The sequence below is a fragment of the Elusimicrobiota bacterium genome, assembly GCA_016218575.1.
Taxonomy (GTDB): Bacteria; Elusimicrobiota; Elusimicrobia; order UBA1565; family UBA9628; genus JACRDN01.
Window position 1 is genome coordinate 343,938 of the sequence record JACRDN010000019.1, and the last position, 16,117, is coordinate 360,054.

At 63.9% G+C, this 16,117-nt stretch carries 11 protein-coding genes; all 11 read right to left on the minus strand.

Annotated features, from left to right (window positions below):
- Position 1: 1 nt before the first annotated feature.
- Positions 2 to 982, minus strand: a complete 981-nt coding sequence (locus HY921_09780; GenBank protein MBI5631158.1) for a PorV/PorQ family protein — start codon at positions 980 to 982, stop codon at positions 2 to 4.
- Complete coding sequence (locus tag HY921_09785) at positions 979 to 6,591, minus strand: fibronectin type III domain-containing protein (GenBank protein MBI5631159.1); 5,613 nt, start codon at positions 6,589 to 6,591, stop codon at positions 979 to 981. The genes HY921_09780 and HY921_09785 overlap by 4 nt, the downstream gene beginning before the upstream one ends.
- Positions 6,592 to 6,730: 139 nt before the next feature.
- Entirely contained in the window at positions 6,731 to 7,402 is a 672-nt protein-coding gene (locus HY921_09790; GenBank protein ID MBI5631160.1) for a hypothetical protein, read from the minus strand.
- 12 nt (positions 7,403 to 7,414) lie between these two features.
- Complete coding sequence (locus HY921_09795; protein MBI5631161.1) at positions 7,415 to 7,942, minus strand: HAD hydrolase family protein; 528 nt, start codon at positions 7,940 to 7,942, stop codon at positions 7,415 to 7,417.
- Positions 7,939 to 10,734, minus strand: coding sequence for a bifunctional transaldolase/phosoglucose isomerase (locus HY921_09800; protein MBI5631162.1), 2,796 nt, complete (start codon positions 10,732 to 10,734; stop codon positions 7,939 to 7,941). Before HY921_09800 ends, HY921_09795 begins: the two co-directional genes overlap by 4 nt.
- Before the next feature lie 82 nt (positions 10,735 to 10,816).
- Positions 10,817 to 11,272: a ribose 5-phosphate isomerase B gene (gene rpiB, locus HY921_09805; GenBank protein MBI5631163.1), complete on the minus strand. Its 456-nt coding sequence runs from the start codon at positions 11,270 to 11,272 to the stop codon at positions 10,817 to 10,819.
- Positions 11,257 to 12,000 carry a hypothetical protein gene (locus HY921_09810; protein MBI5631164.1) on the minus strand — a complete coding sequence of 248 codons (744 nt, stop codon included), beginning with the start codon at positions 11,998 to 12,000 and terminating at the stop codon, positions 11,257 to 11,259. The genes rpiB and HY921_09810 overlap by 16 nt, the downstream gene beginning before the upstream one ends.
- Complete coding sequence (locus HY921_09815; protein ID MBI5631165.1) at positions 12,000 to 12,638, minus strand: hypothetical protein; 639 nt, start codon at positions 12,636 to 12,638, stop codon at positions 12,000 to 12,002. Before HY921_09815 ends, HY921_09810 begins: the two co-directional genes overlap by 1 nt.
- Positions 12,613 to 14,646 carry a SpoIID/LytB domain-containing protein gene (locus HY921_09820; GenBank protein ID MBI5631166.1) on the minus strand — a complete coding sequence of 678 codons (2,034 nt, stop codon included), beginning with the start codon at positions 14,644 to 14,646 and terminating at the stop codon, positions 12,613 to 12,615. The genes HY921_09815 and HY921_09820 overlap by 26 nt, the downstream gene beginning before the upstream one ends.
- A 49-nt stretch (positions 14,647 to 14,695) precedes the next feature.
- Complete coding sequence (locus HY921_09825; protein ID MBI5631167.1) at positions 14,696 to 15,415, minus strand: nucleotidyl transferase AbiEii/AbiGii toxin family protein; 720 nt, start codon at positions 15,413 to 15,415, stop codon at positions 14,696 to 14,698.
- A complete protein-coding gene (locus HY921_09830) occupies positions 15,399 to 15,989 on the minus strand; it encodes a type IV toxin-antitoxin system AbiEi family antitoxin domain-containing protein (protein MBI5631168.1) in 591 nt (196 codons plus the stop codon). Before HY921_09830 ends, HY921_09825 begins: the two co-directional genes overlap by 17 nt.
- Positions 15,990 to 16,117 lie beyond the last annotated feature (128 nt).

A 16,117-nucleotide genomic window follows, 5' to 3' on the forward strand; every position in this document is an offset into this window, starting at 1 on the left:
GTCATCTCTCGCGGTTGCGCCGGGAGGTCTTCGCCGGCAGATTGAAGCTGATCGAAAATCTGTGAATCTGGTCTCCCAGGATTCCGAAGGGAGAGAAGGCATAATCGAAGCTCCAGTCCCCCACCGAGACGCCCATGCCCGCGCTGAACGTGGTGGCAAACCCCAGGCTCTGCATGGTGAGGGTGTTGAGCCCTCCCCGCACGGCGGCCTTGATGTTGCGGTCCACCTCTAGCTTGTATTCCATGCCCAAGGCCGCGTGCGGGGTATTATTGGCCGGCATGATCCCTTCGAGGGAAAGAGTGAGCGCGTTGTTGGGATGGACGGCCGTTCCCAGGCGCGCCCGGAAGGGCAGGGTGTCTCGTACCTGGTCGAATTTCTGGCCCTGGCCCAGGTTCTGGGCCACGAAGGCCACGTCGTAGATGTAGCGGCCGCTGTAGAAGCGGCTCAATATCCCTATGTCCCCGCCGAAGCCGTCTCCGTGCAGGAGGTAGTCCGAGTGGATCCAGCGCCCGGCCACTCCCATGGAAATGTCCATCTCGCTGTCGGAGAGGTCGTAGATGGCCTGCCCCCAGCCGCCCTCGATCACGTAGTCGCGGGGATGGAATGTTCCCACGGTCCTGCCTGCTAGATCCGTGTGGTCTATCTCGCCGATGTCTCGGTGGCGCAGGCCCGCGGCGAGCACCCCGTTGTCGGAGACCCTCTTGGCCACGGCCGCGGATTGGTAGGTGATGTCCTGCACGTAGCGCGAGTACATGAAGGTGGCCGAGATCCTGGGGATTTTGGCCAGGCCCGCCGGGTTCCAATACAGGGAGTAGGCGTCGTCTGTCACGGCCGAGTAGGCGCCGCCCATGGCGATGCCGCGCGCGCCCTGGTCGAAGAGGAGGAACTCAGAGCCGGTGGTTCCCACCGCGGCCTTGCTGAAATCCGAGGCGCGCGCCACCGGCGGTAAAGCCATCAGCAGGGCGAGGGCGGCAGTTCTCACCGGAGCACCACCACTTTATGGACCTTTTTTTGCCCGTTGAACTCCAAAGTCGCCAAGTACACCCCGCTCGCCGCCGGCCGGCCGTAGAGATTCACTCCGCCCCAGATCATGAGTCCAGAGCCGTTGGCTTGGCCCTCAAAGACCAATTCCCCCCTCAAAGTGAACACCCGCACCCTGGCCCCGGCCGGCATCTGCGAGAAGGTGACGTAGCCATGGCCTCGGTTCGGCATGAAGGGGTTCGGGAAAACCCGAGCCTGCTCCACCGAGGTGGAGGGGCTCACCCGCACCACCTGGAATTGGGAGAAATGGTTGAGCTGGACCGTCATGCGGTGGTTGACGCTGTCCACCACGGTCTGCAGGGGCACGCAGGCTCCGGAGTCATCCACCCGCATGAACGTGGCTTCGCCGGCTGGGATGGGCACCGCCGCGAGCTCCGCATCGGCGAAGGAGAAGGTCAGGAAAACCGGGCCGACCGGCTGCATCGTGGGCCGTGGGGTGATGGAAAGCCCGATATTGGCCCCGCCGGCTCCGCAGGGAGAGGGCGGGACCGTGAAAGAGGAGACGGTCACGAAGACGTCCGAGGCAAAGGACTTGGCCGGCACCGTGAGCTTGACGTAGCGGGAGTTGCCGAGGGTTCCTTCGATTATGTTGTTCTGCGTCGTGAGGACCGTGCCACCCAGGGACCCGGCCGGGACTCCCCCGTTGAAGGGTGCCGTGGTGACGGTGTTGGAGAAGGCGCTTGCCAGGCCGCTTAAGTTCTGGGCCGCCACGCGTATGGAGATCGTCGTGCCGGTCAGGAGGCTCGAGAGGACCAAGGCGGTCTGGTTCGACTGCTTGGAGAAGGCGAGCGGCGTCGAGACGTGCGTCACGAAGTTATCCGTGGAATAGGTCACCTGGTAGGTGGCCGAGGAGGAGTTGTTGTTGGAGTTCCAGGAAACCGAGATGGAGGATGGCGTGGTCCCCAGGACCGTCAGGCTGGTCGGGGGATTGGCCAAGGTCGAGGTGGTGCCTAGGACGAGATAGCTGGAGGCCACGCTATCGCCATTAAGCGACCGGACCTTCACGTCGAAGGGCATGGCGGGAGAGGCCAGGTCGGCGACGCTGGCGGAGAATCCCGTCGTGGTGATGGTGCTCACCACGGCGTCTCCCGAGGAGACGATCATCTCGAAGGTGGTGCCGGCTGGGTTCTCGTTGGTGTTCCATATGCCCGTAAACGAGCCCGTGGTGACGTTCAGTATGGGCGGGCTTACGGCCAAGGGGATGGCCGACAAGGTGAAGGTGGTGGCAGAGGCCGATAAGGGCCCCTCCCCGGCCTGGGTCACCGCGCTAACGTACACGGAGCGGACCGAGTTCGTGGAGAGCCCTGTGTCTTGGAAGACGTTGGTGTTGGGGGTGGCGATCACCGCACCCGTCGTCGAATTATAGACCTTGTAGAAATTGACTCCCCCCGGATCCACCCAGCTCCACTGTATGCTCGTGGTGGTGAGCCCCGTTCCGGCCAACCCCGCCACGGGGGTCCTGGTTTGTGTGGCGACGACCACGCTGAAGTTGGAGGCGGTGCCGGCGCCGTTGAAGGATCTCAGGCGCAGATAATAGGTCGTGTTCGACTGCAGTGGAGCAAGAATTACGTTGTCCGTGGTGAGCCCCGAGAGGCTAGGCACCGGGGTCGAGAAGGAGAGCGCGAAGTTGTCCGTCGAGAGCGACACCTCGTAGATGGTCCCCTGGCTGTTGCCGTTGACGTTCCATGAGAGAAGAAGGCTTGTGGATGTTACCGAGGTCACGGCCACGCTCACGGGGACGGTCGAAAGCGTGAAGAAGGTGGCCGATGTGGTCAACGGGCCGTCGCCCGTGAGGGTGTAGGCCCCCACCAGGAGCTGGGCCGTGGCGTTGGGGGCTAGGCCCCGCTGGGTGTAGGTCGGGGTGGCCGCGCCCACGGTCGAGATGAAGACCCCGGTGGTGGCGGAGAAGACCTCGTAGCCGTCCATCGTGGTCTGGCCTTGGATGTCGGTCCAACTCCAAGTGATGGTCGTGGAGGTGATGGAAACCGTGTTGGCGGTCACGCTGGTCGGGCCCACCGTGGGCTTGGGGGGGCCGGCTTGGACGAGCACGCTGTCGGAGAATTGGGAGTTGGAGGCGGAGCGCAGGTGGTACCATCCGTAAGGAAGGAAGGTCCCGCCGGGGGAGGGCAGGGGGCTCTGCGCCGCCGAGGGCATGAGCACCGTCATGGAGGAATCTGTCTTGGTCCAGAGGTTTGGATCGGGGGTCTTGCTGTAGACCCTCGTGGACAGGTCGAGGGCGAAGCCCCCGGAGCCTTGGGAGCTCGTGCCTCCGGAACCGTCCACCGCCTGCAAAACCGCGCGAGGATGGAAATGGGAGGAGTTCCCGCTGGCGGGCCCCCCGCTCGAGGCCTCCGTGATTCCCTGGAAATTCCGCCCGCTCAAAGTGACGAAGTCCCCTCGGTTGAAGGGAGAAAGGTCCACCGCGGTGATGGTGGACTGCCTGGCGCTGGGAGGGGCCCCGAGGCTCGCGGCGTCCGGCGAGCCCGTGAAGTAGAGTCGCTCGGCGCTCGACAAGAAGGCGGCCCCGCTATAGCCTCCGATGGCGTAAAGATTCCCGTCCTTGGCCAGGCTCGTCGTGTGGTAGCCCCTGGAGGCGGACATGTTCCCGCTCACCTGCCAGGACGAGGTCGCCACGTCGAAGGTCTCGCAGCTGTTCAAGGTGTTGCCCAAGGCCTGCGCGCCGCCCGCGATGATGACGTTGCCGTTGGGCAGCAAGGTCGCCGTGTGGCTGAAGCGCGGCGTGTTCAAGGGCCTCCCCGGGACCAAGGCCCCGGTGTCGGTCCATGTGTTGGCCACGGGATCATATATTAAGGAATAGGCGGTTTCCCCGAAGCCGTCGTTGCCCCCGGTCAAGAGGACCCGGCCGTCCATGAGCAAGGTGGCTGAGTGGGAATGCGAGCGCTTGGCGCTGCCAGCGCAGGGATCTGCCGCGTTATTGAGGCAGGTGGCCATGGTCCAGGCGCCGGTGACGGGGTTGTAGATCTCATTGCGCGCGAGCACCCCGCTCGCGTTGACCCCTCCGCTCACCAGGATGCGTCCGTCCTGCAGGAGGGTGGACGTGTGCAGGGCCCGGGCCAGGTTCATGCTGCTGATGGGCCGCCAGGCCCCGGCCGTGGAGTAGTAGATCTCGGCCTCGTTATGGTAGGTCCCCCCGTTGTAGCCGCCGGTCGCCAGGACGTTCCCATCGGCCATGAGGACCGCCGCATGGTTGTCCCGGGCCGTGTTCATGGACTGGGTGGGAACCCAGATCCCGGTGGCGGGGTAGTAGATCTCGGCTCCCGCGGTGGCCCCGGTGCTCGTCGCGTTGGTGGTGAAGCCCCCAGAGACCAGGACCCGGCCGTTGGGGAGCAAGGTGGCCGTGTGAAGATCGCGGACCTCCAGCATCGGCCCGGTTGCGGAGAAGCGCGCGGTCACCGGATCGAAAAGCTCGGCCGAGCGCAAGACGTTGGGGCCGTTGGACCCGCCCGCCACCAAAATATTTCCATTGGGGAGCATGGTGGTGGTGTGGTTTCCCCTAGAGTTGGTCATGCCGGCGCTGTTGGCCGTCCAGGCTCCGAGCCTGGGGATGACGCGCGCCGATCCCCGGGGCGAGGAGGAGGTGCAGTCGGTCTGGGAGGTTTGGGAGTCGGTGCAGCTCAGTCCCCCCAGGAGGGAGATGTCTCCGCTGGGGGTGAGAGTGGCGCTATGCCCGTGCTTCTGGCTGCCGAACCCCTGCACCGTGAAGCTCCAGGCGTTGCTTTGGGGGTTGAATTTGGTCAGATCGCTGAACATCATGCTGCGTATGACCACCGTGGCGACGTCCACCGTGAAATTGGTTTGGCTTAGGTTCACGCGGCTGGCCACGAACTTGAGCGTGCCGGAAAGCCCCGTGACCACCCGGCCGGCCACGTTGAAGGGAGTGACCTGGTTCGTGGTCGTGCTCACGTCCACCGTACCCCTCAAATTGATGAAGGATGCGTTGAAGGAGAACTCGGCTCCCCCCGCCCCGTCGTCCACCACCGTGGGAGCCCCCGGGATCTGGGTGAAGCCGTCGGTGAAGGAGAGGGTCGCGATGTTGGTGATGGAGAGGCTGCCCGCGGTGAGGCGCAGGCTGCCGCTGCTGATGGCGGCTCCCAGGAAAATCTTCGAAATCGGGACGGTCAAGGTCCCGGTCAGTATGCTCGCGGTGAGTATCGTCCCGGGCGAGTTGTCCACGGTCATGGGGGAAGCGGTGAACCCCACCGTGCTGTTGGCGATCAAGGTGAAATTGTCGGGGCTTACGGTGACGTCTGGGGTGAAATACTGGCCCTGCATCGGAGACAGCGAGACGGTGCGGCTGATCTGACCGCAGGTCCCGGCTACAGGATCGCAGAAGACCCTGGTTCCGGCGAGACTCGCGCGCAGGCCCACCGCCGGGTCCGCGGTGCCGGCCCGGAGAATGGCCTGGCCCGTGACTCCCGAGTAGGTAAAGTTGACGATGGGCGAGGACATAAGGACCTCTCCCTGTTCTATGATCCCGGTGACCGGGACGGAGAGCGGGAAGTTGAGGTTGACGGCAAGATACCCGCCTGTCACGTTCATGGTGGACAGCACGTTGCCGAAGGAGCCGGTGACCGAGGAGCCGTCCACCAAGGTCGCCGAGGCGTTGACGAAGGTGGTGGTGATGTTCCCGAGGCCTCCGAACATGGCCAACTGTCCGTCGTTTTGAAGCGTCATGCTGTGGCCGAGGCTGCGCACCAGCATGGACGGGGCGGGCACCATGGAATCGGACACGGGGTCGTAGAGCTCCGTGGTTTGGAGGATTCCCTTGTTGGCCAGGGAGTCCCTGCCGTTGAAGCCCCCGGTGATGAGGACCTTGCCGTTGCCCATGAGGTTGGCGGTGTGATAGGCCCTTTGCTGGATGAGGTTCTTTCCGGCCTTGAAAGTCCCGGAAGTGGGATTGTATATCTCGGTCGTGACGAGGTAGGGGTAGGTGGCGTTGTTGGGATCCCAGCCGCCGGCGAGGAAAACCCTGCCGTCGGGAAGCAAGGTCGAGGTGTGGAGGGACCGGGCCGAGGCCAGGGAGCCCGTGGCGGAGAAGGAGCCGAAGGCTCCCCCGCAGGTAAACGAGGGGTTGGTGGGCGCGTTGTAGAGCTCGCAGGAGCTGTTCATGGCGCCAGAGCCTCTTTGTCCGCCGCAGACCAGGACCTTGCCGGTCTTGAGCAAGGTCGCGGTGTGGTTGAACCTTCCGTTGACCTCGGTCATGGCCATGGAGGCGGACCAGCAGTTCTGGGACGGGTCGAAGACCACGGCGTCGGTGCGTACCCCCCCGGAGTTCACGCCGCCGACGATCAGGACCTGGCCCGTGGGAAGCATGGTCGCGGTGTGGGAGGCCCGGGCGACCGCCATGGCGGTCGCGTCCAAAAAGTCGTTTTGGCGCTCCAGGGAGATCTGGACGCCGGTCAAGGCCGTGGTGAGGTCGCCCGGGGCCGTCATTCCGCCCACGACGAGGATGTTGCCGTCGGGCAATAAAGTCGAGGTGTGGGCGAATCTAGAGGTAAACGCGACGGCGCCGGCCCTGGAGGCGCTCAATCCCAATGAAAAGCCCAAGCCGAGGGCCGTCCATAAAAATGCCGAGCGCCAAGTCGTCGGGCGAAGATGCATAGTCGGGCTTGAGGCGCAGGGTAACAGAGGGTTGTTACAAAATCAATAACTGGCGGAAGGGTTAATTTTACTGCGCGACGGTCACGGCCGAGGCGTTGCGCTCGGTGCGGGCGTTTTCGGGATCGAGGGTCTTGATGCCGTCCACGAGATAGAGGTAGCGGTAGGTGGCGGGAGTCAAATAGAGGGTCAGGGTCCACATCCCGTCGCTTTCCTGGGTCATGGCCTTGCGGCCGCCGCGAATGAAGCCTCCCCAGAGCTCCACGTTCTTGGCTCCGGGAGCCTTGATCTGGAATTTGACGGCCTTGGCCTTGACCTTGGCCGATGGCTGGGGCGCAGCCAGTGCTGCTGCTGGGATGGGAGCGACTGCCCCGGCTGGAGTGGTCGCTTTGGCCGCCTCCTGGAGCTTGGGCGCCTCGCGGGGCTTGGGCGCTTCCTGCACGAAAGCGGGATTGTTGGCGGGCTTGGCCGGGGCTGCCTGCGTGGGCTCCGCGGGCTTTGCCGCGGGCGGGGCGGGCTCTTCAGCGAGCTTGGGCGCCGGCGGGGCCGGCTTGGCCCTATGGACCTGTACTGGAGGCGGCGGGAGTTGGGGAGGAGACTGCCAATGCTGGTAGAGCTTGGCCGCCAGGGCTCCGCCGAATATGATGACAAGAAAAGCGTCCAGGACCAAAAGCACGGCCCACAGCTTTTGATTGCGGGACGAATCTCCTTCGCTTTCGCCTGCGCCGAGGCCCGATGTCATCTGGCAATGATTCTAGCGCAATCCTCCAACCCTGTCAACCAAGCCTTGGGCGCGCAAAACCAGCTCCGCGGCCTCCCTGACCGCGGCCTCTCCCCCTCGGCTGCGGGTGACCCAGTGGGCCTTGGCCTTGACCTCGGGCCTGGCGTTGGGCACGGCCACGGCCAGGCCCGCGCGCTCCAAGACCGGGATGTCGGGCCAATCATCCCCCATGTAGAGGACTTCCTCGGCCTTGACCCCGGCCTCCTTCAGGATTTGATCAAAAACATTCAGCTTGTCGAGGCGGCCTTGATGGATGTAGGAGACCTTGACGAGCTTCAGGCGTTCCTCCATGCCCCGGGAATTTCGCCCGCTGATGACCCCGGTCTTGATCCCGCATTGGGCGAGCCAGCCGAGAGCGATGCTGTCCTGGGCGTTGACCCCCTTGAGCTCCACCAGATTCCCGGAGGTGTCCACGAAGTGGTAGATGAGGCCGTCGGTGAGCACTCCGTCGATGTCGAGCAGGAAGACCTTGACGCGCCGGGCCCGCTCCTTGATCGTCAAGTCGGCCTCGTTTTAATTTTCAAGGCGTTGGCGACGCTGGAGAGGTCCCCCGCCGCGATGGACTCGAGCGCCAGGAGCAGGACGCGGCGACCGGCTTTCTTCAGGGCTTCGAAGTCGCCCCGAGCCTGGGCGCTGATCAAGGTCCCGAAGTGATAGGGACGGCCGGGAATTTCCAGGGCCGCTGGCCTAGCTTCGCAAATCATGATAAACACGCCCTTGGAGGGTCCCCCTTTATGGAGTTGGCCCGTGGAATGCAGATAACGGGGGCCATGCTCGAGGCAGACCGGGGCCGAGGTGAGAGCGCTGATTTGAGCGCGCAGCCCCTCCAGACTCCGGCGTTGGGATTCGGGATCGAGGAAGGAGAGAAGAGCCGCGTAATCCCCGGAGTTCAGGCGGCCCAAGTGCTTGGCGAGGACCTCGGATAGGGGAGGGGACGAATCCGTCCACGCCTCGGCCAGGGGCGCGTCCGCCCACGCCGAAACCCCGCCCCAGCGCCAAGTCGGGCTCTCCTTGGGCAGAGCCCCCTTTTTCAGGGAGCTTAAAAGTTTCCGGGTCTGGTCCTTTGCGGACTGCACATCGGGTTGGTCGAAAGGATTGACCCCCATCAAATGCCCCGCCGCGGCCGTGGCGATTTCCCAAAGGAGGAACTGCGCGCCCAAATCGTAGACGTCGGCCATTTTGAGGGTGAGGACCGGTCTTCCCGCTTTCTCCAGGGCGAGCATTTTCCCTTGAAGGGGTAGGTCCCCGGCCGCCGCGTCGAGGCTCACGTGGACGAAGAGGCGGTCGCCGCCGTAGGAGTCGTTCTTAGCCGGGGCTTCGCCCACCACCGGCACGATTCCCTGGCCCTCCTTGCCGGTGGACTCCGCGATCAGTTGCTCCAGCCACAGGCCGAAAGGCTCGAGGCCGGGGGGCAGGCACAAAGTGAGCTTGTCCTGCCCCTTGGCGGCGTGGGCCGCCAAAGCCGCTCCCAGCCTTAGGGCGAGATTTTCCTCGGTGGCCTTGGCGGGAGAGAGCTTCTTGGCCAAATCTCGGGCCCGGCCGAGGAGCCTTTCAATGTCGATGCCCATGAGGGCCGCCGGCACCAGCCCGAAATAAGAAAGGGCGGAGAATCTTCCCCCCACATCCGGGGGATTGAGGCAGGTCTTGCGAAAGCGCAGCTTGACGGCGAGATTCTCAAGGGAGGTGCCCGGGTCCGTGATCGCCATGAATTGGCGGCCGGCCCTGTCTCCGGAAAGCTTGGAGACCCGGTCGTAGAAATAGTCGAGCAGACAGCCGGGCTCGATGGTGGAGCCGGACTTGCTCGAGATCACGAAGAGCGCGCGCTTGAGGTTGAGCCGCGACTCAAGCCCCGCCACGGCCTTGGGGTGCGTGGAGTCCAGTATCTCCAGCTTCGGAAATCCTTTTCCCCGGGGAAAAGCGGTCCTGAAAACTTCGCAGACCAGGCTCGACCCCCCCATTCCCAGGACCACCGCGGTCTCGAATCCCTCCTTGACGATCTCGGCGGCGCAATTGCGGATGGGACCTAGGGCCCCCGACATGCTGTCTGGCAAGGTGAGCCAGCCCAAGGAGTTCCGAATTGCCTTCTGATGGGCCTTGTCCGTTTTCCAAAGCGTGGGATCCTTTTGCCAGAGGCGGCTTGAGAACTGGGCCTTGGCCAGGCTGTCGAGGCCAGCACCCTCCGCCTGGACCTCTGCCTTAAGGAGCTCCCGCTTGGCCGAGATCTGGCCCATCAAGGTTTCGAAGGATTTCGAGAAGGCCTTGAGGCCCTCCTCCTCGAGATCTCGGCAGATCTGGGCCATATCCACCCCGAGCTTGCCGAGCCCCTCCCATTGCTCCCGGGCCTCGAGCGGGTCTTCCTCGAGACTGGGGCGGCAGGCGCCATGGTCGTAGAACGCCTCCAAGGTGGCCGGGGGCATGGTGTTGACGGTGTCCGCCCCGATGAGCTCCTCGACGTAGAGGACGTCCCGGTAATTGGGATTCTTGGTTCCCGTGGAGGCCCAGAGGAGGCGCTGGACCTGGGCGCCGGCTCGCTTCAAGACGGCGAAGCGTTCGGATGCGATTTGGCGCTTGTAGATCTGGTAGGCGAGTTTGGCGTTGGCGATGGCGGCCTTGCCCGAGAGAGCCCGTGCCTCGGGGGTCCCCAGTGCTGCAAGCCGCTTGTCCGCGGCGGTGTCGATGCGGCTGACGAAAAAACTCGCCACAGAGGCGACTTTGGATAGGTCTTTCTTCTGCGCAAGCCTCTTCTCGAGCCCGCGCAGATAGGCCGCGAGGGTCTTGGCGTAGCGCTCCTGGGAGAAAAGCAAGGTGATGTTCACCGGCACCCCGTCGGCGATGGCTTTCTCTACGGCGAGAAGCCCTTCCTCGGTGCCTGGGATCTTGATCATGACGTTGGGGCGGCCCACCAGGCGGTGCAGGCGCAGGGCTTCCTTGTGGCTGGCCTCGGCCTGCCGCGCCAAATGGGGAGCAAGCTCGATGCTGACGTAGCCGTCTTGTCCCTCGCTCTCCTCGTAGACCGGCTTGAACAGGTCGGCGGCCGCGCGGATGTCCTCCACGGCCATGGTCTCGAACATCTCCTGGGGCGAGCGCGTCCCGCGGGTCATTTCCTGGATGGCAGGGTCGTAGTCGTTGGAGGAGCCGATGGCCTTCTCGAAAATCGTCGGATTGGAGGTGACGCCCTTGAGGCCCCAAAGCTCCGCCTTGCGCGCGAGTTCTCCAGAAACAAGCAGCCCCCGGCTGATATTGTCGTACCAGACGCTCACCCCGAAGCGCCCCAATTCCCGTAAAGGATTCATATCTGTGTGTTGGTGTCAGACTTTTAACTTTTGCAACTTATACAACTTATTAGGACTATAAAAGTTCAAAAAGTTGCAAAAGTTAAAAGTCTGACACCAGTCGTTCTAAGGCGATGACTTTGTCGCGGCGGCGGACGTGGCGCTCCGCGTTGGAGAACCTGGCCTTGAGCCAGACCCTCACGATTTCAAGCGCAAGTTCCGGGCCGATCACCCGCGCGCCCAGGCAAAGGATGTTGACATCGTCGTCCTCCACGCCCTGGCGCGCCGAGAAGGTGTCATGGCAGAGGCCGGCCCGCGCGCCGCGCACCTTGTTGGCCGCGACACAGGCGCCTACCCCGCTTCCGCAAATCATGATGCCGCGCTCGGCCTTGCCGGAGACCACGGCCAAGGCCACCGCCTTGGCGTAGTCGGGATAATCGGCGGGCTCGGGCCCGTCCACCCCGAGGTTCAAGATTGCGTGTCCCTCCTTGGGAAGGATTCCCTCGAGCCGCTTCTTGAGTTCGTAGCCGCCGTGGTCGGCGCCTAAAGCGATCCGCATGCCCGATATTTTATCTTTTTCAAGGCTGAGAGGAAATCCCGGCGCAGGCCTGCGTCCCGGAAAAGGCCTCCGTGGAGCGCGATGGGAACGGGAGCGCTAAGGCGCAGCCTTGACGCCAAGGCGCGCGCGAGCGCGGCGAGTTCTTCGGCGGCCCTGCGCCGCAGGGCCCGCGCCTCAGGATTTTTTGCGGCCAAGGCCAGCACGCGCCGGGCGAGCCCCGCCGTCTGGCGCCTGCCGCGGCGGGCCCGCGCCGCGGCAGCTTTGGCAAGGAGAGCCTTGAGCTTGGGGCTCTCCAGCGCTTGGCTTGCGATCCAAAAGCCCGAGCCCTCGTCTCCGAGTATGGGGCCGAACCCTCCGGCTCTGGCCGAACGGCCCTCGGCGTTCCTGCCGAACGCCACCGAGCCGGTTCCCGCGACGACCACGATCCCGGGCTTTTCCCCGAAAGCCTGCTCGAAGGCCAGTTCGAAATCCGGAATAACTCGTGTGGTCCTTGCCAGCGAATGAAGTCCCGCCGCGAGCTGCCTGCGGGCCGAGGCCTTGCCAAGACCGGTTCCGCCCACGGTGATGGAATCGAGTTTTCCCCATTTTCCCACATGCTTGACCTGCCTCAATGCGGCGGGGAGTTCGTTCCACGGCACGGCGGGAAGCCGCATGCGCCGAGGTCTGCTCCCTGGAGAGTGAACCGCGATCCTGAGCCAAGTCCCGCCCAGGTCTATGACGAGGCGCATCAGGGAGCCAGGGCCGGCCCCTTCTCTTTCTCGCCGAAAAGCCGGCGCAGGTTCTTTTCCAAGGCCTGGACCCAGGACAGGGCGCTTTCCCGCGCGGGCAGGGGCTGGCTTGGGTCCATGATCTTGCGGATCATGGCTTGAACCAGGTCGCGACGTGCGGCCACGCTCTGGTTCAAGCGAATGCGGACCAAGGCCTCCCTCCCGGCCTGGGCCTCGGCGACGGAAACCTCGACCCGCCCAAGCACTAAGATGTCCCCGGGCTCCACGGAGAGGGATTCATGGCGGTCAAGCTCCCTAGGAAACGGAAGCTGGTATTCCTGGCCTTGGGCCGAGATGCTCATGAGCGTTCGCCGGCCTCCGAAGAGCGAGCGCTCGGGGGCGAGGCGGTAAATCCCAGGCTCCACCTGGTAAAGATAGGACTGCCCCGGCTCCAAGGCGAGCCGGTAGATTTCGGAGCCGCTTTCCAGATTGAGGATGAATTTGCCGGAAGAGGCCTCCCCGGAGAGCTCCGTTGATATCTTGAGCCCGACCAGGAAGCCCCCGACGTTGCGGCTGGGCGGCTCGTGGAGCTCGGGGATGGTCCCGCGGCAGGCGGCGGCCAGACAGCAGAGGCTAATAATCCATTTGCCCGAGCTCAACGCCCTTGAAATACGCCTTGATGATTTCCTCATAGCTTTGTCCCGCCTCGGCCCGTCCCATGGCCCCGGATTGGCACAGCCCTACCGCGTGTCCCCAGCCCCCGCCGTGGAAAACCAAGGTCTCGGGCCTGGCGGCTCCCTTTTTGTACTCTGCGTCCACGATGAAGAGCGTGCTTCTCAAGGAGCCGATGCCGAGGAGATTGCGTATCTGCATCTCGGAATCTATCTTGACCTTGCGCTGGGAGCCTTGGATCAGGATGGCGTTGACGTTTCCCGATGCGGAGCGGCGCAGGACCCGCAGGGAGAGAAGCTTGCCGGTCTTGTAGCGCCGGGCTATCTTCTCCTCAAGATCCTTGAAGGGGATGATCCGGGTCCAGCGGAAATGGGACGGGTGTGCGTAATTGGAGGGCTTGCAGAAGGCGGCGGGCCAGCCCAAAAGCCATCGTCTAAGCTCCCACGGAGAATCCACGGTTGCAGGCAGCCCCTGGCCGTCCGGGATGGAGGACCAGTACGAAACGTCTCCCCAGCCCGTGAGGTCGCTTCCGTTCTGGGTGTGCCCCCCGCAGTTGGAGGAATAAATGACATGGGCGACCTTGCCGTTGAAAACCGCGATGCGCCCGCGGGTGGCCTCCACGACCTCGCGGGAGCGCTGGCTCTCGGCGCGCACCCCGGCGTAGACCTGGCAATGCTGGTCGTCGCAGAGGTCGTAGCCCTCCCGGCGGTGGCGCCGGGAGATTTTTTGGATGAAAAGGGCGTGGCTTCTGGCGATCACGGCCTGGGCCTTCAGGGCCTCGAGCGGCGATCCGATGGGCATTTCGGCCGCCACCACCCCGTGGGTGTAGTTCTCGAGATCGAGGGCGTTGACGATTCTAAGCCTCCCCTTGAACGGAGATATCTCGACGACACCGCGCAGGAGCTTGCCATCCACCGCAATCAGGCCCTTGGGGCTCTGGGGCCTGACCACGACGGCTTGGCGCCTTTGGAGCATGGAGCGTCCCGAGGAATCATGGAGCGCTAGGAGCGCGCCTTTCTTGCCGCGCCTGATCCGCGCCTGCCAGGCCTCCCCGGTCTCGCCCTTCAGAAGTTTTTTGCCCGACGAGGCGTCCACGACCAAGAAGCTCGTCGTGGCCTCGAATTTAAGGAACTGCCGAGGCCTGGGCTTGCCCAACGCGGTGCTGCCGATGTTGATTCTGAGCTTGGGAACGCTCGCGCCCCCCGAGTCCGAGTCCACGATGTAGGGCTCGGGGCGGTGCAGGCCGGAGGGAGTGAGAATATCGGCGGGGCGGCGCGTCAAGCGCGGGCGGACTTTTTTGAGCCAGGCCGTAAAGCGCCGACTCAGGGGCTCGGCGTCCAGAATCTTCGAGAGTTGGCGCCAGGCTTGGTTGTAGTCCTTTTGCTTGAAATAGGCCCGGGCCAGGGGATCGCGGCCCTCAACGAAATAGGAGTCCGCCAGCACCGCGCGGCGGTAGGCCTCGGAGGCCTTGGCGGTGTTCCCCATCTTCTCGGAGGCCTGACCCTGGTAATAGGAGACGAGGTTGAGAAGGGGTGCGGCGGCCTGGGCCTTGTCGAGAGCCTCCAGGGCTTTCTTCGGGAGCCCCAAGTCGAGCTCGGCTCGCGCTAGTCCCAGCCACGCGTAAGCCGCCTCGGGGTCGCGCCGCGCGGCCTCGTAAAGCGCGGCGGAGGCCCCCTCGAAGTCCCCGGCCCGCCAGCGGGCCCAGCCCATGGCGGTGAGGACTTCGGGCTCCTCGGCGGATATCCTCGCGGCCCGGCGGAACCACTCCGCGGCTTTCTTGGGGTTGCCCAGCTCTTCTAGGACCACGCCCCCGTTGAGCCAGGCCTTCACTGTGGTCGAGCTTTCCTCGAGCGCCTTGCCGTAGCGGTCCAGGGCCTTGGGCTGCTGGCCTTGAAAATAGAAAGCGTTGCCTTGGGCGACGAGTTCGTCGGCGGAGGCGTCGGCGCGAGGGCTCAGGGTAAACAGCAGCGCCGCCCCGAGCAGGAAATTTCGCATTGACGGCAGCTAGTCTAGCAAAAACGCCGTAGCGCTTGGGCCTATGCGCTCATAAACGCCCGAGCTCCTTCTTGAGCTGATTGGGGAGCTGTTGGATGATAGCCCAATGGCTCTTAGGCAGGAAAGCCTTGAGTTCGTTGTAGAGGAACTTCTTGTCGACCGCCTCAAGCCTTTCTAAGACCTGCTTGCGCCGCGCCGCGATCGACTTCCTTTCCCCCATCGGCTTGCGCAGGATGAAGTAGAGGTCGTAGAAGTCCCGTGGCTTGGCGCGCGAGAGAAGTGCGTCGACCTTCTCGTCAACGAGCAATTTCTCCGGCAGGCCGTAGACGTTGTAGTTCGGCACGAGGCCCGACGTAACCACGGAGAGCTCTCCCTTAAGGGGCTTCTGGCGCGTGGAGGCCTGCAGGAGGATCTCGATCTCCCACGGTCCCATGGGGCCGCGCACGATGCCGAAGTAGCCGCCGCTCGTGGGCTTGGACTCGACGAGCGCCAGGCCTGAGATCTCCTGGGCGACGCGCTCGGCCGTCCGCTCGATCACGGCTTGCGTCTTGTGAAACGGCATGGCCGCGGTGAAGTCGAGGTCCTCGGAGAAGCGCGGGCTCTGGTAGACGATTCGCAGGGAGGTCCCGCCCTTGAACATAAGGCCGTCCGAGGCTGGGTCCGCGTACAGATGGGAGAGGAATACGTTCTGCGCGTACTCGCGCGCGACATTTTCATCGGTCGTGTGGAATTTTACCGCGAGCTGCTTGATCTCATCTGCCGATAGCATGGCCCACCCAGGAGAGGAAGGTCTTAGGCTTGAATAGGCGCGCATGCTGGAGAAGCTTCTTGCGGTCCACCTTTTTCCAGGCGATGCGCTCGTTGAGAGCCCGTTTCTTAAGGAACACTAGGAACAGGTAGTCGCACAGCGCTTTCTCGGGCTCGGCCATCAGCACCAGCTCGTCGCCGACTTTGCAGGGACGGTAGCCGGTGAAAGCCTCCTTCTTGATGGAATGGTACACGTAGCCGAAGTCGTCGGTCTCGATCTCCTTGGTGCGGCGCGTGGTGGCGGAGGTCACGGCATAGACCGTCTCGGGGATCAGGTGGTAATGCGCCAAGGCGCTCTCGTAGGAGATGTAGGACGGGCGATAGAGGGCGTTGGCGATCGCCATAGCCCCCGGCTTGCTCCAGGGCAGGCAATAGAGTCCGTTTCTGAGGCGGACGACGGCGCCCTGCCTGCTGCAGCGCTCGAGCGTCTTATAAGCGGTGGGCAAAGATAGCCCGAGCGTCCGCCGGAAGTCGGCGGTCGTGAAGAGACGGAGGCCCTTTTGGGCCAGCTTTTTCTGAATATTGAGTGCAGTCATGATTCGTACAATTGTGTACAGAAACCTGCTACGCTCATTTTAACAGGTCCGGGCTCCCGTTTCAAGGCGCAGAAGAACCCTGTAGGAGCCTTTAATCGAAAAACCTATTTGAGTATTCGGACCTCGGA